Below are 16,744 nucleotides of genomic sequence, written 5' to 3'. Positions count from 1 at the left end.
CGCCCCAAGCAAGCTCGCACCGCAGTGCGAAGCACGGAGGTATTCAAATGAGCGCGAATCTTCAAAGCACCGCCGACACCGAAGGCGAAGCACCACTGCCGCCCACCGACCGCCTGCAGCGCTGGCGCCTCGTGCTCGGCAGCGAAGCCAACGCGAGCTGCGGCGCCGTCGAGGGCCGCGTGCGAGAGATCGACCAGGCGCTCGCCGCGCTCTACGAAGCCGATGGCCGGCGCGGCCTCGGCCAGGGCGGGCAGCGTGGCGGCCGGGGCGATTCGGCGCCCAGCGTGGCGCGCTGGCTCGGCGACATCCGCAAGTACTTTCCGAGCCAGGTGGTGCAGGTGATGCAGCGCGATGCGATGGAGCGCCTGAACCTGCGCCAGATGCTGCTGCAGCCCGAGATGCTGGAGAACGCGCAGCCCGATGTGCACCTGGTCGCCAACCTCGTGGCACTCGCGAGCGTGATCCCGGCCGGCACCAAGGACACCGCGCGCGCCGTGGTGCGCAAGGTGGTCGACGAGCTCATGAAGAAGCTCGAGGAGCCGATGCGCAGCGCCGTGAGCGGCGCGCTCAACCGCACCCAACGCAACCGCCGCCCGCGCCATTCGGAGATCGACTGGAACCGCACCATCCGCGCCAACCTGCGCCACTGGCAGCCCGAATACCGCACCGTGGTGCCGCAGACGCTGGTCGGCTACGGCCGCAAGGCGCGCCAGCCGCAGCGCGAGGTGATCCTGTGCATCGACCAGAGCGGCTCGATGGCCGCCTCGGTCGTCTACTCGAGCATCTTCGGCGCGGTGATGGCGAGCCTGCCCGCGGTGGCGACCAAGCTGGTGGTGTTCGACACCGCCGTGGTCGACATGACCGAGCAGCTGCAGGACCCGGTGGACCTGCTGTTCGGCGTGCAGCTGGGCGGCGGCACCGACATCAACGGCGCGGTCGGGTACTGCCAGAGCCTGGTGCGCGAGCCGCGCAACACCATCCTCATCCTCATCTCCGACCTGTACGAAGGCGGCGTGGAAGACAACCTGCTGCGCCGCGCCAACGAGCTGGTCGAGGCCGGCGTGCAGTTCATCGCGCTGCTGGCGCTCAGCGACGAAGGCGCGCCCGCCTACGACCGCGACCTGGCTTCCAAGCTGGCCGCGCTCGGCGTGCCGTCGTTCGCATGCACGCCCGATGCGTTTCCGGGGTTGATGGCCGCGGCGATCAAGCGCGAAGACGTCGCAACCTGGGCCGCGGGCCAAGGCCTGAAGACCAGCCGCGCTGCGTGAGCTGATGTTCGGCCTGTCCCGACGCAAGCTTGCGGCACTGGCCCTCGCGGCCGTGTCGGGCTCGTTGGCCCGGGCGGCGCACGCGCAGCGCGAATTCCCGTCCCGGCCGATCCGCTGGATCGTGCCGTACCCGCCCGGCGCCATCGCCGACATCGTCGCGCGCACCGTCGGCACCCAGCTGGCCATCGACACCGGCCAGCCGGTGCAGATCGAGAACCGCGCCGGCGGCAACACCGCGCTCGGCGCCATCGAGGCGGCCCGCGCGCCGGCCGATGGCTACACCGTGCTTTCGACCGACAACGGCACGCTGGTGTTCAACCCGGCGCTCTACCGCAACCTGAGCTACGACCCGGCGCGCGACTTCGCGCCGGTCACGCTGCTGGGGCGCTTGCCGATGGTGCTGCTGGTCGGTCCGTCCAGCGGCGTGAAGGACGCGCGCGCTTTCATCGCGGATGCGCGGGCCTTTCCCGGCAAGGTCAGCTTCGCCTCCGCGGGCACCGGCACCGTGCAGCACCTGGCGATGGAGCTGCTCCAGCGCCAGGCGGGCCTTCGCATGGTGCACGTGCCCTACCGCGGCGCCGCGCCCGCGCTGGCCGATCTCGCGGGCGGGCAGCTGCCCGCGATGATGAGCGACCTGGCCGCAGCCTTCCGGTTCATCCAGAGCGGCAAGGCGCGCGCACTCGCCGTCGCCAACGCCACGCGCCTGCCGCAACTGCCCGCGGTGCCCACCTTCGCGGAGCTGGGCCTGCCGCGGGTCGAGGCCGCCGCGCTCATGGGCCTGGCAGTGCCCGCGGGCACGCCACCCGAGCTGGTGGCGCGGCTGCAGCAAGCGGTGGCCAGCGCGATCCACAACCCGGTGGTGCTGCGCAAGCTCGCCGAGTTCGGCGTGGAGCCGGTGGGCAGCACGCCGGCCCGGTTCGAAGCGCTCATCGGCGACGAAACGGCGCGCTGGCATCCGCTGATCAAGGATCTCGGCTTGTTGCTCGACTGATCAAACCGGCGGCGTTGCCGCCGCCAGGCTGTGGAGCAGCACCGTCCAGTGCTCCAGCCGTGCGATGGCCGCCTGACGCCCTTTATGCGCGGCCTGGTGGGCATCGCCGTTGTCGGCCAACGCGAGCAACTCGCCGGCGGCCGTCGTCACCGCGCGCGCGAAGTCGCCGGTGCGGCCCTGCCACACCACGATGCGATGGTGCAGGCCCAGCTGCGCAGCACGCTGCGCATTGATCGCCTGCTCGGGCTGGTCGGTCAACAGAAGCAGGATCGGCTTGCGGTACACCGCGGCAATCGACAGCGCCGCCATGCCGGGCGCAGAGACGATGAAGGCGCTGCGCGCGGCCATCTCGATCCAGTGCTCGTCCTGCGCGTGCCAACCCGTGCGCTGCGCATACCCCTCGCCGACGAGGTGCGCCGGCACGCGCGCATCGGCCAGTCCGCGTTCCAGTCCATCGGCCAGCGCGGTCTCGCGGAAATGTGGATTCAGGTAGACCGCGGCCTGCGGTGCGAGGTCTTCGTGCGCTTCCGTGTCGGCGCCCATCACCGCCACCGGCGTGGCGAGCCGGTGACCGCCGCGGCCGTCGTCCTGCGGCGCGCCGTAGGCGAAATCGTGCGCGATGCGCGCGCGGCTGCGGTCGATCTGCCAGGCGACGATGCGGGCGAAGATGCCCGCCATCCACGCCGGCATGCGCCCGCTGAAATTGGTCTCCAGCGCATGCCGCAGGCTCGCGCCGTACACATGCACGACCTTGCGCCGCCAGCCCGGCATCCAGCCCATGAAGAGCAGCGCGGGGTGGAAGGAATCGTTCACCACCAGGTCCGCATCGCGGAACCAGGCGCGCAGCCGCAGGATGTCGCGCAGCATGCGACCCGGCCGGAACACGTAGTGCGCCACGTTGCGGTCGGTCTCGCGGCGCAGCATGTTCTGCTCGCGGTCGAACTGCACCGCGTAGTGGCGCGAGAGCACCGGCGCCTCGATGCCGAAGCCGGCGAGAAAACGCGCGCCTTCGTCGGAGGTGGTGAGCACCTGCACGCTGGCGCTCGCGGCGCGCAGCGAATGCGCGATGAGCTGCGCGCGCATCAGGTGGCCGCGCGCGTCCGCGGTCGCGAGGTAGACGATGCGCGGCGGCATCGAAGGACTCAGGCTGCGACCGGCCGCGCACGGCCGGGGCGCAAGCGCAAGGCCAGACCCGCGACGTACATGCCCAGCGCGCTGGTGATGCCGAAGCCGCGCTCGGTGTCACGCACCTCGTGCATCAACTGCGCGAGCCTGGCTTCTTCGTGCGGCGCCACGCAGCGCTGCAGCGTGTGGCTGCACAGGCGGATGTGGCGGTCTTCATCGGCGAGCACGCGCGTGAGCAAGGGGTGCAGCGCGTGCTGCGGGCCGATCAGCGCGCAATGGCGCTGCAGGATGCGCGAGGCCATCTGCTCGGCGGCAAGGCCAATGGCATAGGCCGGCACGAGACCGCCGTGCGCGAAGTGCGGCGCATGGCGCTGGATGAGGCGCTGCCAGCGTGCGAGCTTGCGCTGGCTCAGCCAGTCGGGCTGCGGCGCTTCTTCGGGCGATGCAGCCGCCTGCGCGGTGCCGCCGCGCTCGACGATGGCATCGGCGAAGAGGCGCGCATGCAACTGCTCGTCGGCCAGATGCTGGTCGAGCTGGCGTGTGAGCCATTCGGGGGCGCTCGTGCGCAGCTCGCGCTGCAGCGCCTGCTCGGACGATTCCTCGCCGACGAGGTAGAGACGCAACAACATCACTTCACCGGCGCGGCTCGCATGCATCTGGCGCAAGGCGGCGCGCTTGATGTGATGCACCAGCCGCGCCTGCAGCGCCGGCCAGCCGCGCAACTGCGGCGGCGCGAGGCAGTCGAATGGAGTGCTCGGCGATGCGGCGTCAGCGTCCATTGGCCTTGGCCACCGGGGCCTGCTGTGGTTGCTGCTGCTGCCAACCGAGCACGAGCCCGATGAAGCTGTCCTGAAGGAACGCGCGCGCCGCTGCGTCGGCACCGGCGAACTCGCGCTGCTGGCCGTCGTATCGCACATAGCCCTTGCCGCCCGCGGCGCCGAGCACCAGCTTCTCGTTCTTCTTGAAGCCGCGCTGCATCAACGGCTGCAGCAGCGACTGCGATTCGAGGCCGTAGAGGAAGAGGTCGCGCTGCACCACCTGACGCGGGATCTGCCCGCTCAGCGCCTGCAGTTCGAGCGACCAGTTGCCTTGCCGCATCGCTTCGGAGAGTTCGCTGCCCTTGGCCGATGGCGCGCGGAAACGCGCACGCGCCACCGACTTGGAGGCGCGGCTCAAGCCCAGGCCGACGGTGATGTCCGCATCGGTGGCGCCGCCCGTGCGGTTGTCCTGCACCTGCACGATCTCGTTGGCGAGGCGCGCGGCGATGGAAGGCTTGGAAAGCGTCTCGCTGATTTGCGCCGGCGTGAACACGACGCGCTCGGCGGTGCCCTCGATCACCACGACCTGGTACGGATCGATCTTGATGTCGCCGAACTCGCCGCCGATGGGCGAGTGCGCATGGCTGCTCACCGACCACTCGTTGCCCGAGCGGCTCAGGAGCGCATGGAAGGTCAATGGCACGCGCTGGCCATTGCTGCGCGACTGCCCCGAGCCCTGCAGCAGCACATCGCCCACGATGGTCTTCTCGCCGTAGATGCGCGGGTTGGCGAAGCGGATGGTGTGCGCGGCGCTGTCGAGCGCGGCGCGCGTGTCTGCATCGTCCAGTGCAAGGCGGTTGCACTCGTTGGCGGGGCCCGCGAGCGCGGAGAAGGGGCAGCCGCTGTCGGACTTGAAGTTGAAGATGCCGCGGCCGGTGAAGTCGGCGGCACCGGCTGTGACGCATGCGCTGGCCAGCACGAGAAGGCTGAGGATGTTTTTCTTGTTCATGTCGGGCGATGGTAGGAAAGCGCTTGCGCATCCGCGTTGGTGCGGCCGGTCGTGTGCAGGCCGATGCCGCGCGCGAAGGCGCCCAGCATGTCGATGGCCGAGAAGCCCACGATCAACGCCACGCCCGCGAGCCAGCGCAGGCCGCGCAGCGGAGGCAGGTCTTGGTGGTTGAGCGCGCGCACGCTGAACCCGAGCCGCGTGAACAGCACGCACAGCGGCCCGATCGGCCCGCTCTTCGCCAGCCATTGCCAGCGCGCCGAGACGTAGCTGCGCAAGAGGTGCGGTGTGAGCGAGTACGTGTCCTGCCCGCGCATCCATCGCAGCTTGAGCGCCTCGGCGCGCGTGTCGGGCAGGCGGTGCTCGGTGTGCGCTGCGGCCGCGTAGTGGATGGGCACGTTGGCGGCCTTCAGGCGCATGCCCAGCACCTGGCAGTGTGCGCGGTACACGCCGTCGAGCGCCTGGTAGCTGTGCTGCTCGAACACCTCGCGGCGGAAGGCCACGTTGTTCGCGTAGAAGTTGCTCGTGGCGCCCGCGTGATCGGCGTTGGGGAAGTACATGAAGTCGATGGTCGTGAGCGCGGTGCCGACGATGTTGGCCGCGTAGCTCGTGCGGCCGGCCACCACCGCGGGCGCATCGGCGCCGCGCGTGAAGGGCATGAGCATCTGCAGCAGCCAGTCGTCGGCGGGCAGGCAGTCGGCATCGGCGAACACCACATGGTCGCAGCGCGCCGCATCGGTGGCCGCGAAGCCGACGTTCTTGGCGTCGTAGTAGCCGGTGGCGGCGTCGATGCGCACGAAGTCGATGGGCCGGCCCGCCAGCGCAGTGACGGCTTCGCACGATGCGGCGCTCAGCCCGTCGTGCGTGATGACCACCTGGGCCAGGGCCGAGAGCGGCACCTGCTGCTTCGCCAGCAGGGCGACGAGGCGCTGCAGGCTGGTGCTTGCGGCGGCTTCGGCATCCGCTCCGCCGCGCAGGTTGTTGGTCTCCAGGACCAGTGCGCAACGCGCGGCAACTTGATCGGGCATCATCGAATTTTCCTGTCCGGACATTGTTTTGAAGGCTTGCATCCTGCTTTTATCTCACAACCGCCGCTGCTGCCAGTGCCTTAAGCAAGGGGTACGGGAAGGGGTTTGCGCATGAAGCTCGCCATCTTCGGCGCCGGTTATGTGGGCCTCAGCTTCGCCGCCTGCATGGCCGAAGCCGGGCACGAGGTGCTGTGTGCAGACGCCGATGCGAGCCGCATCGAAGGCTTGCAGCAGGGGCAGATGCCGTTGCACGAGCCGGGCTTGGAGGCGCTGGTCGCAGAAGGGCTTGCCGCGGGACGATTGCGTTTCACGGCCGACGAGTGCGCGGCGAGCCTGCATGGCGACGTGCTCTTCATCGTGGTCAACACACCGGCCGATGCCGAGGGCGAGGTCGACCTGCAGCACGTGATGGCCGTGGCGCGCAGCGTCGGGCAACACCGCGATCGCGACGCCGTGGTCGTCTGCAAGTCCACCGCGCCGGTCGGCACCGCGGAGCAGGTCGAGGCCGTGCTGCGCGACGAGCTTTCGCAACGCGGTGCGGTGCATCGCATCGCGGTGGCGGTGAACCCCGAGTTCCTGCGCGAAGGCTCGGCCGTGCGCGACTGCCGGCAGCCCGACCGCGTCGTGATCGGTGCTGCCGATCCCGCGGCCATCGACCTGTTGACGCAGCTCTACGCGCCCTTCGTCACAGACCCCGCGAAGCAACTGCTGGTGATGGACCGGCGTTCGGCCGAACTCACCAAGTACGCCGCCAACGCGATGCTCGCCACCCGCATCAGCTTCATGAACGAAATGGCGCGCGTGGCCGGGCATGCGGGGGCCGACATCGAGATGGTGCGGCGCGGCATCGGTTCGGACCGGCGCATCGGCCCCGACTTCCTGCAGGCCGGCGCGGGCTACGGCGGCTCGTGCCTGGCGAAGGATGTGCGGGCGCTTCGGCATGCAGCCGATCGCGATGGGCAGGTGTTGCGCATCCTCTCGGCTGTCGAGGCGGCGAACCATGAGCAGAAGGGCCGGCTGTTCGACCTGATGACGCACCACTTCGAAGGCGACATCGCGCACAAGACCATCGCGCTTTGGGGCCTGGCCTTCAAGCCCGACACCGACGACATGCGCGATGCGCCGAGCCTGGTGCTGCTGGAGCGCTTGTGGGCAGCGGGCGCACGCGTGCAGGTGCACGACCCGGCGGCAATGCCGAATGCGCGCGCCATCGTCGGCGAGCGCAGCGATGTGCGCTGGTGCGACACGCCCGAAGACGCGCTGGAAGGCGCCGACGTTTTGGCGCTGGTGACCGAATGGCCGGTGTTCCGTCGCCCCGATTTCGCGCGCATCGCGAGCACGCTGAAGACGCCCGCGATCTTCGACGGCCGCAACATCTACGACGCCGCCGAAGTCGAAGCCGCCGGCATCGCCTACTACGGCATCGGCCGCGGGCGTTCAGTGCTGCGCTGAATCGTCCGTTGGCAGGAACGCGTCGCCCGGCGTCAGCGGCGCATGGCGATAGCTCGCCGGCGTGCGGCTCAGCTTCACAGGCGCGCCGATGCCGCGGTAGCCGCCGGGCATCTCCACCACCATCTCGCGGTGCAGCGTGTGCGGATGCTGCAACGCATCGGCCACGGGCAGCACGGGCGCGGCGGGCACACCAGCGGCCATCAACTGGTCGACCAACGCGCGTCCGTCGAAAGCCGCCATCGCCGCTTCGAGCCGCTGCTTGAGCCCATCGCGGTGCACCGAGCGCGCACCGGCCGTGCGATAGAGCGGATCGTCCGCTAGTTCGGGCAGGCCGATGCAGCGGCACAGGCTTGCGAACTGGCGGTCGTTGCCCACCGCGACGAACACCGGATCGGTGCCCGTGGCCAGCGCGTCGTAGGGATAGATGTTGGGATGCGCGTTGCCCGTGCGGCGCGGCGCCGTGCCGTCCATGAACCAGTTGGCCGCATGCGGATGCAGCAGCGAGAGGCCGCTGTCGTACAGCGCCGCTTCCACGAATTGCCCACGGCCACTGCGGTTGCGCTCCTGCAGCGCGAGCAGCACGCCGATGACGGCGTTCAGGCCCGTCACCATGTCGACCACCGGCAGGCCCACGCGCAGCGGCCCGCCATCGGCTTCGCCATTGATGCTCATGATGCCGGTCATCGCCTGCACCGCCGCGTCGTAGCCGGGCAGCGCGCCCAGCGGACCATCGGCGCCGAAGCCCGAAACGCGGCACCACACGAGGCGCGGAAACCGCTGCGACAGCGCCTCGTAGCCGATGCCCCAGCGCTCCATCGTCCCGGTCTTGAAGTTTTCGATCAGCACGTCGGCCTCGGCCACCAGCGCGAGCAGCGCCTCGCGGCCTTCCACGGTCGAGAAGTCCAGGTGCTGCACGCGCTTGTTGCGGTTGAGGCCGTGGTAGTACGAGGCCACGCCTTCCTTGAACGGCGGGCCCCAGGTGCGCGTGTCGTCGCCCTGCGGCGGCTCGACCTTGAGTACGTCGGCGCCGTGGTCGCCGAGGATCTGGCCGCAATACGGGCCGCCGAGGATGCGCGAGATGTCGAGGACGCGGATGCCCGCGAGGGCGCCTTGGGGTGATGTCATTTCAGTCCAGTGCCTTCGTCATCCATCATCAATCGAGCTGCGCGCCGGACTTCTTCACGACGTCCTTCCACTTGGCCGATTCGCTCACTATGAACTGGCCGAGCTTCTGCGGCGAGGTATCGGCCGAGGCTTCGAGCCCTTGCGCCGCGAACATCTGCTTGACCTTCGGCGAGTTCAGCACTTCGGCGAACGCATGGTTGAGCTTGGCGACGCGGTCCGCGGGCGTGCCGGCCGGCGCGACGATGCCGAAGAACACGCTCACGTCGTAGCCCTTGTAGCCCTGCTCCGAGATCGTCGGCACGTCGGGCAGCGCCTGCGAGCGCGCGACCGTCGCCACACCCAGCGCGCGCAGCTTGCCGGCCTTCACGTACGGCAGCGCGGTGAGGATGTCGGTGAAGGTCATGCTGACTTGGTTGCCCAACAGGTCGTTGAGCGCCGGGCCCGTGCCCTTGTAGGGAATGTGCTGCAGGTCGGTGCCGGCCACCGAGTTGAAGAGCACGCCCGCAAGATGCGACGAAGCGCCGTTGCCCGACGACGCATAGCTCAGCTTGCCCGCGTTGGCCTTGGCATACGCGACGAGTTCGGGCACGGTCTTCACCGGCAGCGCGGGGTTCACCACCAGGATGTTCGGCAGGTAGCCGACCTGGATCACCGGTGCGTAGCTCTTGACCGGGTCGTAGTTGATCTTGCGGTAGAGGCTCGCGTTGATGGCGAGCGGCCCCGAGGTGCCGAACAGCAGCGTGTGGCCGTCGGCTTCTGCGCGCGCCACGTATTCGGCGCCGATGTTGCCGCCCGCGCCCGCGCGGTTCTCCACGATCATGGGTTGGCCGAGGCGGTCCTTCATCTCGGCGGCAAGCGTGCGGGCCATGGCGTCGGTCGGGCCGCCCGGTGGGAAGGGCACGACCAGCGTCAATGGCTTGGAGGGGAAAGGGCCTTGGGCCTGGGCGGCGGGTGCTGCGCTCAGCAGTGCGGTGCAGGCGGTGGCCGCGGCGAAGAGGCGGGTGAGGTGGGTGAGGTGTCGCAAGGTATGTCTCCGTTCTTTTGAATCAAGCTGTGATTTCTGCGGTGCGCGTCGCGGTGCTGTTCCAGTCCGCGGGCATTGCATCGGGGGCGAGCGGATCGCGCGGCAGCACGCGATGCAGCAGCACCAGTTGCGCCCAGCGCAGGCGCGGGGATGAACCGCTGTGAGATGCCTCCCATGCCATCGCGATGCTGCTCGTGCAGTGGTAGAGCGCCGATGCGGCCTGGCGCGCGAGCACGTCGCCGCCTTCTCGCGCGGCGGTCTCGGCCAGCGCCGCGGCGCGTGCGAGTGCATCGCGCAGGGCCTTCGCAAACGCAGGCGCCAGCGCGGCATCTCCGAGCAGCTTCTCGCAGTGCGCGCGCAGCACCGGCAGCGAGCCTTCGCGCTTCACCGCGCGGATCACGTCCAGCGCCACGATGTTGCTCGTGCCTTCCCAGATCGAGCCCAGGTGCGCATCGCGCACGAGGCGCGGATCGCTCCACTCCTCGATGTAGCCGCAGCCGCCGCGCACTTCCATCGCATCGCCCGTCACCTTTCGCGCATCGCGGCAGGCGCGGAACTTGATGAGCGGCGTGAGGATGCGCAGCAGCGCATACGCATCGGGCTCGCCGGCGTCGGAGCGCGCGAGCGCGAGCGCGGTCTGGCACACCATCGTGCGCGCCTGCTCCGCGGGCAGGCGCAGCTTGTCGAGCTGGCGCTGCATCAGCGGCATCTGGTCGAGCGTGCGGCCGAAGGCGCGGCGCTCGGCGGCGATGTACTCGGCCTCGGCCACCGCGCGGCGCATGAGGCCCGCGGCGCGCACGCCGTTCGACAGGCGCGAGTTGTTCACCATGTCGGCCATCTGCACGAAGCCGCGGCCTTCTTCGCCCACGAGGTACGCGACCGCGCCTTCGAGCCGGATCTCGCCGCTGGCCATCGAGCGCGTGCCCAGCTTGTCCTTCAGGCGAATGATCCGGTAGTGGTTGAGGCTGCCGTCCTCCAGCTGCCGTGGAAGCAGGAAGAGCGACACGCCCTTCATGCCCGCCGCGCCGTCTTCGGCGCGCGCGAGCACCATCGCGAAATCGGCGTCGGGGTTCGAGCAGAACCACTTGTCGCCCGTGATGCGCCAGCTGCCGTCGGCTTCGCGCCGGGCCATCGTCGCGGTGGCCGCGATGTCGGAGCCCGCGGCCTGCTCGGTCATGAACATCGCGCCCTGTGCGAGCTCGTCGAAATCGAGCGAGGTCAGGCGTGGCAGGAAGCGCGCGACCAGTTCGGGGTCGCCGAATTTCTTGAGCGTGCGCGTGAGCGAGTCGGTCATCGAGACCGGGCAGCACAGGCCGAACTCGGCCTGCACGAAGAGGTAGGTCAGCACGTACTTGACGAGCGGCGGCATCTTGCCTTTCCAGCCCAGCGTTTCGTCGCGGTGCGAGATGGCAGCCAGGCCGAACTCGCGGAGCGCGAGGCGTTCCATCTCCACATACGCCGGGTGCTTGACGACCTTCTGCTCGTCCAGGCCAGTGCGGGTGCGCTGCTTCAGCGTGGGCGGGTTGCGGTCGGCGGTGCCAGCCAGCTCGTCGAGCTGGCCGCCCGCGAGGCCGCCCAGGCGTTCGAAATGCGGCTGCATGTGGGCGCGCAGGTCGTCGGGCAGATAGAGCGCGAGCAGGTCGTGCAGCGCGGTGTCGGCGGTGAAGAGGTTCTGGCCGTGGCGGTCGGGAATCGGATGGGCGTGCGCGGTGGGCAGCGCGGCAGGTGCGGCGTTTTCAGGCATGCGTTTTGTCTCCTGGGTTCGCCGCATTGTTGAACCCATGATGATCTGTGTCTAATATCGAATTGGTCTTGTTCGATTCGATTTGCCTATTCATGGAACTGCGACACCTGCGCTACTTTTCCGTGCTGGCCGAGGAACTGCACTTCGGGCGCGCCGCGCGGCGCCTGTCGATTTCGCAGCCGCCGCTGTCCGTCGCGATCCGCCAGCTCGAGGACTCGGTGGGCGCGCGGCTCTTCGAGCGCAACAGCAAGGAGGTGCGGCTCACGCACGCGGGCGAGGCACTGCGCATTTCGGCGCGGCGCTTGCTGCAGCAGGCGGAAGAGGCGGCGACCGAGGCGCGCGATGTGGCAAGCGGTTCGGCGGGGCGGCTGCGCATCGGCTTCGTCGGAGCGATGCTCTATCGCGGATTGCCGCCCGCGCTGCGCGCATTCCAGGCGAAGCACCCGGCGGTTCGCATCACGCTGAACGAACTCAACTCGGGCGTGCAGATCTCGGAACTGCTGCACGACCGGCTCGACCTGGGCTTCGTCCACGCGAGCCGCATGCCGCCCGAGCTGCATCACCGCCTGCTGCTGTCCGAGCCTTTCGTGTGCTGCCTGCCCGTGGGGCACCCGCTCGCACGCAAGAAGGTGCTGGCGCCGGGCGACCTGCGTGATCAGCCCTTCGTGCTGTTCTCGCGCGAGGCTTCACCCGACTATCACGAGCGCATCCTGTCGATCTGCGCGGATGCGGGCTTCCTGCCCGAGGTGCGGCATGAAGTGCGTCACTGGCTGGCCGTCGTGTCCTTGGTGTCGCAAGGCATGGGCGTCGCGCTGGTGCCGCAGGCGATGCGCAACTCGGCGCTGCGCGGCGCGGTCTTCAGGCCGCTCGATCGGCCGGTGGTGCAGTCGGAGTCTTACGGTGTCTGGCGCAGCGGGCCGCCCAATGTGCTGGTCGAGCGGCTGCTGCAGGGCGTCGCGGAAACCGCGGGTCAGGCGTAGAGGGGTTCTTCGGCCATCTGCTCGCACTGGTCTTCCAGCACGAGGATCTGACCCTTCCAGTAGTCGCTCGAGCCGAACCACGGGAAGTTGATCGGGAAGATCGGGTCTTCCCAGCGCCGCGCGAGCCATGCGCTGTAGTGGATGAGCCGCAGCGTGCGCAACGGTTCGATCAGCGCGAGTTCGCGGCGGTCGAATTCGCGGAACTGCTCGTAGCCGTCGAGCAAGCCCGACAGCTGCGAGGTGCGCTGCGCGCGGTCGCCCGAGAGCAGCATCCACAAATCCTGGACCGCAAAGCCGGTGCGCGCGTCGTCCAGATCGACGAAGTGCGGGCCGCCGCCGGGGCGGTCGGTGGGCGTCCACAGGATGTTGCCGGGGTGCACGTCGCCGTGCAGGCGCAGCTTGCGCGGCTTGAAGTCGGAGGCCGGCGGTTGCAGCGCGAGGGCGGTCGCGCGGACCATGTCCAGCGCCTCGTTGCACATCTTTTCCCAGTCGCGCTGCATGTCGAGCGGGATCTTGTCGTTCTCCAGCAGCCAGTCGCGCGAGTCGAGGCCGAAGGTCTGCAGGTCGAGCGCGGGGCGGGCCTCGAAGGGCTTGGCGCTGCCCACGGTGTGGATGCGCGCGAGGAACCGGCCGACCCATTCGAGCACTTCGAAGTTGTCGAGTTCGGGCGCGCGGCCGCCGCGGTAGGGGCTCACGCTGAACGCGAAGCCCGCGTGGTGGTGCAGGGTCTTGCCGTCGAACACCAGCGGCGGCACGGCCGGCACTTCGCCGGCGGCCAGTTCGAGCGAGAAGCCGTGCTCTTCGAGGATCTCGGCTTCGGTCCAGCGTTCGGGGCGGTAGAACTTCACCACCACGGCACTGCGGTCTTCCAGGAACACTTGGTAGACCCGGTTTTCATAGGAGTTCAGGCCGGTGAGCCGGCCGTCGCCGTGCAGTCCGAGCGTCGCGAGCGCGTCGAGCACCACGTCGGGCGTGAGGCTCTCATAGGGATGGGTGTTGGCGGGCGCTGCGGGGGAAAGGGTCATGCAGCGATTGTCGCCACCCCCGCTCAGGCCGCCATTACAAAGCGCCGGGTTGTTTGTAAAGCGAAAGGATATGCCCGGTGCGCGGGTCGCCCTTGCCGGCCAGCACCTGCGCATATGCGGCCTGCACCGCCTCGCCGCCGCGGTGCTGCTCGGCGTGCAGCCAGGGGTTGCTGGCGTCGGTCACCGTGGCGAGGAAGCTGCGCCAGGCCGAAACCATGCGCCGGCCGAATTCGTCCGCGCCCCACTCGGCGGTGCGTTTCTTGATTTGCGCCGGCGCGAAGAACAGCGTGGCGCGCGGACCCGGCAGGTCCTTGCCCGCGCCCTTGGCCGAGAGCTGTTCCACATGCGTACCGCCGATCGAGCAGCTGTACCTGAGGTTCGCGAATCGCGTGTGGATGGCGTTGCGCAGCCCCGCATTGCCCGCGAAGTCAACGTACACGCTGGGCGTGTCGGCCGCGATGCTGTCGAGCGCGTCGTAGGTCACCACGCGGTGGTAGCAGCCCAGGCTCTCGCAGAAGGCCACGTTGCCGGGCGAGGTGAGGCCGATCACCTCGATGCCCTTGCGCTGGTGCAGCTGGAAGGCGGTGCCGTAGGCCGTCTTGCTCGATGCGCTCGACAGCAGCATGGTCGTGGCGCCGAAGAAGTCGTTGTCGGCCATGAAGTCATCGATCAGCCACGAGGTGATGAACAGCGGGCGCAGCAGAGCCTGCAGGTCTTCGGTGTCGGTGGTGTAGAGCGGATCGGCGTTGCAGCGGAAGTACTGGTTGTAGACCGCGGGCAGCTCGGCGCGGTGCGCCGCCGCATCGGTGAAGCGGCCGGGCGAGAGCCGGTCGGGGCTCAGCACCGCGCTCGATGCCATCGGCCAGTAGCCGTAGAGCCGCTCGCCCACCGCCACGCCGGGGTGCAGCGATTGCACGACGCTCGCGAAACCCCACACGGGGATCGAGCCCCAGCCTTCTTCCTCGGAGGGGAAGAACTGCCAGTAGCTCATTGCATCGCCGAACGCGGCGTAGGTGATGTTGTTGGAGGTGAGCGCAAAGCTGTCGATGCGCACGCGCACCTGGCCGTCGGCCAATGGCTGGTCGGTGGCGGTGTGCAGGCGCGTGGTGGGAAGGTTGTCCTTGCGGACGAGAAGGCTGGTGGTGCTCATGGGGTCGATCTCCACGGTGCGTTGAAGGGCGTGCGGCCACGTTAGCCAAGCTTGATGAAAGGCGCTATCGCGTTGTCCCTCTCCGCGTCGCCCGTGAGACAACGCCGGCCATGAAAAAAGCGCCCCGGCTTGTGGCCGGGGCGCCTTGTTGCTTCGCCGATGGCGAAATCAGACGATCGTCAATTCGACGTCGATGTTGCCGCGGGTAGCGTTCGAGTACGGGCAGACCTGGTGAGCGGTGTCGACCAGCTTCTGCTTCTGTTCAGCGTCAAGGCCGGGCAGCGTGATCGCGAGTTGCACCGAGATGCCGTAGGCAGCTCCGCCGTTCGTCGGGCCGAGGGAAACCTTCGAGTCGATGGACACGTCGTCAGGCACCTTCACGCTGATCTTCGGGCCGACAGCCTTCATCGCACCGATGAAGCAGGCGGCATAGCCGACCGCGAACAGCTGCTCGGGGTTGGTGCCGGGCTTGCCCGAACCGGGCGAGCTGAGCTTGACGTCGATCGCGCCGTCGCTGGACTTGCCTGCGCCGTCACGGCCGCCGACGGTGTGGGCTTCTGCGGTGTAGAGCACTTTGTCGAGCTTGGTGGTCATGGTGATTCCTTTGATGATGGAGGGAGGGGACAGGTGAAAAAATGCTTCTCTCGTCTTTGATCGAAGCGGGGAGAAAGAAAAAACGTTGTCGGTCAGGCCGCCTTCTTGACGCGGTCGCGCAGGGTCTGGATCTGCTGAGTGAGCGAGATGAGTTCGGGCACCGAGCATTCGGTGGCGGCCATGAGGCAGCCGGGAACGCTGGCGGCGCGGGTCTTCAACTTGCGGCCGGCGGCGGTGAGCGTGATGTGCACGCGGCGCTCGTCGGCCACGTCGCGCACCCGGGCCACGTAGCCGTTGGCTTCGAGCCGCTTGAGCAGCGGGGTGAGCGTGCCGGAGTCGAGCGAGAGGCGCTCGCCGAGTTCGGAGACCATCAATCCGTCTTGTTCCCAGAGGGCCAGCATGACGAGGTATTGGGGGTAGGTGAGCTGCAGCTTTTCCAGCACCGGCTTGTAGAGCCGGGTCATCGCCAACGAGGCGGAGTACACGGCGAAACACAGCTGGTTGTCCAGCTTGAGCATTTCGTCGGCGGAGACGGTGGTGGAACGCATGGCACGAATTCTAGCGAGCAATTGAATTGTGTGCAATGTAATTTGAAAGCATCCGTTTCGAGGATGCATTCAGCCGGGAGGCTTCAGGCCTTGAAGCGCTTGCGCGTCAGTGCCAGCGCGATCCAGAACGCCACGACCGCATACACCGCGAGCACGCCCGCATGCAGCCACCAGTCAGTCGGCCACTGGTCCATGAAGAGCGGCCGCACCAATGCGACTGCATTGGTCAGCGGCAGCCATGCGGCCACCGCCTTTACCGCCGAGGGCAGTTGTTCCAGCGGAAAGAACACGCCGCTCAGGAACATCATCGGCGTCATGAACAGCGTGAAGTAGTAGGTGAAGAAGTCGTAGCCCTTGGCGAGCGCATTGAAGATCAGCGCGATCGACGAGAAGGTGATGCCCGCGCCGATGAGCACCAGCCAAGCGACGATCAACTTCGGGCTGTGGCTGATGCCGAGGCCGAGCATCACGAACAGGATCGCAGTCACGGTGAAGATCGACTTGAACGCGGCCCACAGCATCTCGGCCATCACGATGTCATCGAGCCCGACCGGCGCATTCATGATGCCGTCCCAGGTCTTCTGCACATGCATGCGCGAGAACGCCGAATACAGCGCCTCGAAACTCGCCGCATTCATCGCGCTCATGCAGATCGAGCCGCTGGCCAGGAACAGGATGTAGGGCACCTTCACGCCGTCCACCGCCACCTGTCCCACCAGCGCACCCATGCCGTAGCCGAAGGCCACGAGCCAGATCAGCGGCTCGGCGATGTTGCCGATGAGGCTTGGTATCGCGAGCTTGCGCCATACGAGCAGGTTGCGCAGGAACACGGGCCACCAGCGCAGAGAGATCTCGGGTGCGCGCCAGGGCGAGGGCGTCGTGACGTTCGTCGTTGTCGTTGTCGTTGCAGTCGTCGTGTTCATGGT

General features: G+C 68.3%; 16 protein-coding genes. 4 read left to right on the top strand and 12 right to left on the bottom strand.

Annotation, left to right across the window (positions count from 1 at the left end):
- The first annotated feature begins 47 nt into the window (after positions 1-47).
- Positions 48-1,268, top strand: coding sequence for a VWA domain-containing protein (locus VARPA_RS28275; protein ID WP_013544011.1), 1,221 nt, complete (start codon positions 48-50; stop codon positions 1,266-1,268).
- 4 nt (positions 1,269-1,272) lie between these two features.
- Positions 1,273-2,259 (top strand): Bug family tripartite tricarboxylate transporter substrate binding protein, encoded by a 987-nt coding sequence (locus VARPA_RS28270; RefSeq protein WP_013544010.1) that lies wholly within the window; start codon positions 1,273-1,275, stop codon positions 2,257-2,259.
- Here VARPA_RS28270 and VARPA_RS28265 read toward each other — a convergent pair whose 3' ends face one another.
- Genes VARPA_RS28265 through VARPA_RS28250 form a run of 4 tightly spaced genes read right to left on the bottom strand, consistent with a single transcriptional unit; the run spans position 2,260 to position 6,179 of the window.
- On the bottom strand, positions 2,260-3,393 hold the full coding sequence (locus VARPA_RS28265; RefSeq protein ID WP_013544009.1) for a hypothetical protein: 1,134 nt from the start codon (positions 3,391-3,393) through the stop codon (positions 2,260-2,262).
- Positions 3,394-3,401: 8 nt separating this feature from the next.
- Positions 3,402-4,163, bottom strand: coding sequence for a hypothetical protein (locus tag VARPA_RS28260; RefSeq protein WP_013544008.1), 762 nt, complete (start codon positions 4,161-4,163; stop codon positions 3,402-3,404).
- Entirely contained in the window at positions 4,153-5,151 is a 999-nt protein-coding gene (locus VARPA_RS28255) for a hypothetical protein (RefSeq protein WP_013544007.1), read from the bottom strand. Before VARPA_RS28255 ends, VARPA_RS28260 begins: the two co-directional genes overlap by 11 nt.
- Entirely contained in the window at positions 5,148-6,179 is a 1,032-nt protein-coding gene (locus VARPA_RS28250) for a glycosyltransferase (RefSeq protein ID WP_013544006.1), read from the bottom strand. The genes VARPA_RS28255 and VARPA_RS28250 overlap by 4 nt, the downstream gene beginning before the upstream one ends.
- 108 nt (positions 6,180-6,287) lie before the next feature.
- On the opposite strand from VARPA_RS28250, the gene VARPA_RS28245 reads away from it, so the two are divergent.
- Complete coding sequence (locus VARPA_RS28245; protein ID WP_013544005.1) at positions 6,288-7,628, top strand: UDP-glucose dehydrogenase family protein; 1,341 nt, start codon at positions 6,288-6,290, stop codon at positions 7,626-7,628.
- Here the strand turns inward: VARPA_RS28245 and VARPA_RS28240 are convergent.
- The 3 genes from VARPA_RS28240 to VARPA_RS28230 are packed head-to-tail and all read right to left on the bottom strand — an operon-like array spanning position 7,614 to position 11,521.
- The gene (locus tag VARPA_RS28240; protein ID WP_013544004.1) at positions 7,614-8,753 is read right to left on the bottom strand and encodes a CaiB/BaiF CoA transferase family protein; all 1,140 of its coding nucleotides are present in this window, start codon (positions 8,751-8,753) and stop codon (positions 7,614-7,616) included. The genes VARPA_RS28245 and VARPA_RS28240 overlap by 15 nt on opposite strands.
- A gap of 28 nt (positions 8,754-8,781) precedes the next feature.
- Positions 8,782-9,777: a Bug family tripartite tricarboxylate transporter substrate binding protein gene (locus tag VARPA_RS28235; RefSeq protein ID WP_013544003.1), complete on the bottom strand. Its 996-nt coding sequence runs from the start codon at positions 9,775-9,777 to the stop codon at positions 8,782-8,784.
- A 22-nt stretch (positions 9,778-9,799) separates the two neighbouring features.
- Positions 9,800-11,521 carry an acyl-CoA dehydrogenase family protein gene (locus tag VARPA_RS28230; protein ID WP_013544002.1) on the bottom strand — a complete coding sequence of 574 codons (1,722 nt, stop codon included), beginning with the start codon at positions 11,519-11,521 and terminating at the stop codon, positions 9,800-9,802.
- A 92-nt stretch (positions 11,522-11,613) separates the two neighbouring features.
- Here VARPA_RS28230 and VARPA_RS28225 point away from each other — a divergent pair, with 92 nt between their 5' ends.
- Positions 11,614-12,501, top strand: a complete 888-nt coding sequence (locus VARPA_RS28225; RefSeq protein ID WP_013544001.1) for a LysR family transcriptional regulator — start codon at positions 11,614-11,616, stop codon at positions 12,499-12,501.
- On the opposite strand, the gene VARPA_RS28220 is transcribed toward VARPA_RS28225, so the two are convergent.
- The 5 genes from VARPA_RS28220 to VARPA_RS28200 all read right to left on the bottom strand — a co-directional run bounded on the left by VARPA_RS28220 (position 12,492) and on the right by VARPA_RS28200 (position 16,741).
- The gene (locus tag VARPA_RS28220; RefSeq protein ID WP_013544000.1) at positions 12,492-13,526 is read right to left on the bottom strand and encodes a serine/threonine protein kinase; all 1,035 of its coding nucleotides are present in this window, start codon (positions 13,524-13,526) and stop codon (positions 12,492-12,494) included. The two genes, VARPA_RS28225 and VARPA_RS28220, sit on opposite strands and share 10 nt — an antisense overlap.
- Before the next feature lie 34 nt (positions 13,527-13,560).
- Complete coding sequence (locus VARPA_RS28215; protein WP_013543999.1) at positions 13,561-14,676, bottom strand: DUF2855 family protein; 1,116 nt, start codon at positions 14,674-14,676, stop codon at positions 13,561-13,563.
- Positions 14,677-14,844: 168 nt separating this feature from the next.
- On the bottom strand, positions 14,845-15,270 hold the full coding sequence (locus VARPA_RS28210) for an organic hydroperoxide resistance protein (RefSeq protein ID WP_013543998.1): 426 nt from the start codon (positions 15,268-15,270) through the stop codon (positions 14,845-14,847).
- A 92-nt stretch (positions 15,271-15,362) separates the two neighbouring features.
- Positions 15,363-15,818 (bottom strand): MarR family winged helix-turn-helix transcriptional regulator, encoded by a 456-nt coding sequence (locus VARPA_RS28205; RefSeq protein WP_013543997.1) that lies wholly within the window; start codon positions 15,816-15,818, stop codon positions 15,363-15,365.
- Between the two features lie 83 nt (positions 15,819-15,901).
- The gene (locus VARPA_RS28200) at positions 15,902-16,741 is read right to left on the bottom strand and encodes an ABC transporter permease (RefSeq protein WP_013543996.1); all 840 of its coding nucleotides are present in this window, start codon (positions 16,739-16,741) and stop codon (positions 15,902-15,904) included.
- Positions 16,742-16,744: the final 3 nt, after the last annotated feature.

This window comes from Variovorax paradoxus EPS (assembly GCF_000184745.1).
Lineage (GTDB): Bacteria > Pseudomonadota > Gammaproteobacteria > Burkholderiales > Burkholderiaceae_C > Variovorax > Variovorax paradoxus_C.
This window is presented reverse-complemented; position numbering and strand designations above follow the sequence as displayed.

What these genes read in the sequence shown, in the direction of transcription:
- VARPA_RS28275 (WP_013544011.1), top strand. Translation starts at nt 48, where the DNA reads ATGAGCGCGAATCTTCAAAGCACCGCCGACACCGAAGGCGAAGCACCA.
- VARPA_RS28270 (WP_013544010.1), top strand. Translation starts at nt 1,273, where the DNA reads ATGTTCGGCCTGTCCCGACGCAAGCTTGCGGCACTGGCCCTCGCGGCC.
- VARPA_RS28265 (WP_013544009.1), bottom strand. Translation starts at nt 3,393, where the DNA reads ATGCCGCCGCGCATCGTCTACCTCGCGACCGCGGACGCGCGCGGCCAC.
- VARPA_RS28260 (WP_013544008.1), bottom strand. Translation starts at nt 4,163, where the DNA reads ATGGACGCTGACGCCGCATCGCCGAGCACTCCATTCGACTGCCTCGCG.
- VARPA_RS28255 (WP_013544007.1), bottom strand. Translation starts at nt 5,151, where the DNA reads ATGAACAAGAAAAACATCCTCAGCCTTCTCGTGCTGGCCAGCGCATGC.
- VARPA_RS28250 (WP_013544006.1), bottom strand. Translation starts at nt 6,179, where the DNA reads ATGATGCCCGATCAAGTTGCCGCGCGTTGCGCACTGGTCCTGGAGACC.
- VARPA_RS28245 (WP_013544005.1), top strand. Translation starts at nt 6,288, where the DNA reads ATGAAGCTCGCCATCTTCGGCGCCGGTTATGTGGGCCTCAGCTTCGCC.
- VARPA_RS28240 (WP_013544004.1), bottom strand. Translation starts at nt 8,753, where the DNA reads ATGACATCACCCCAAGGCGCCCTCGCGGGCATCCGCGTCCTCGACATC.
- VARPA_RS28230 (WP_013544002.1), bottom strand. Translation starts at nt 11,521, where the DNA reads ATGCCTGAAAACGCCGCACCTGCCGCGCTGCCCACCGCGCACGCCCAT.
- VARPA_RS28225 (WP_013544001.1), top strand. Translation starts at nt 11,614, where the DNA reads ATGGAACTGCGACACCTGCGCTACTTTTCCGTGCTGGCCGAGGAACTG.
- VARPA_RS28220 (WP_013544000.1), bottom strand. Translation starts at nt 13,526, where the DNA reads ATGACCCTTTCCCCCGCAGCGCCCGCCAACACCCATCCCTATGAGAGC.
- VARPA_RS28215 (WP_013543999.1), bottom strand. Translation starts at nt 14,676, where the DNA reads ATGAGCACCACCAGCCTTCTCGTCCGCAAGGACAACCTTCCCACCACG.
- VARPA_RS28210 (WP_013543998.1), bottom strand. Translation starts at nt 15,270, where the DNA reads ATGACCACCAAGCTCGACAAAGTGCTCTACACCGCAGAAGCCCACACC.
- VARPA_RS28205 (WP_013543997.1), bottom strand. Translation starts at nt 15,818, where the DNA reads ATGCGTTCCACCACCGTCTCCGCCGACGAAATGCTCAAGCTGGACAAC.
- VARPA_RS28200 (WP_013543996.1), bottom strand. Translation starts at nt 16,741, where the DNA reads ATGAACACGACGACTGCAACGACAACGACAACGACGAACGTCACGACG.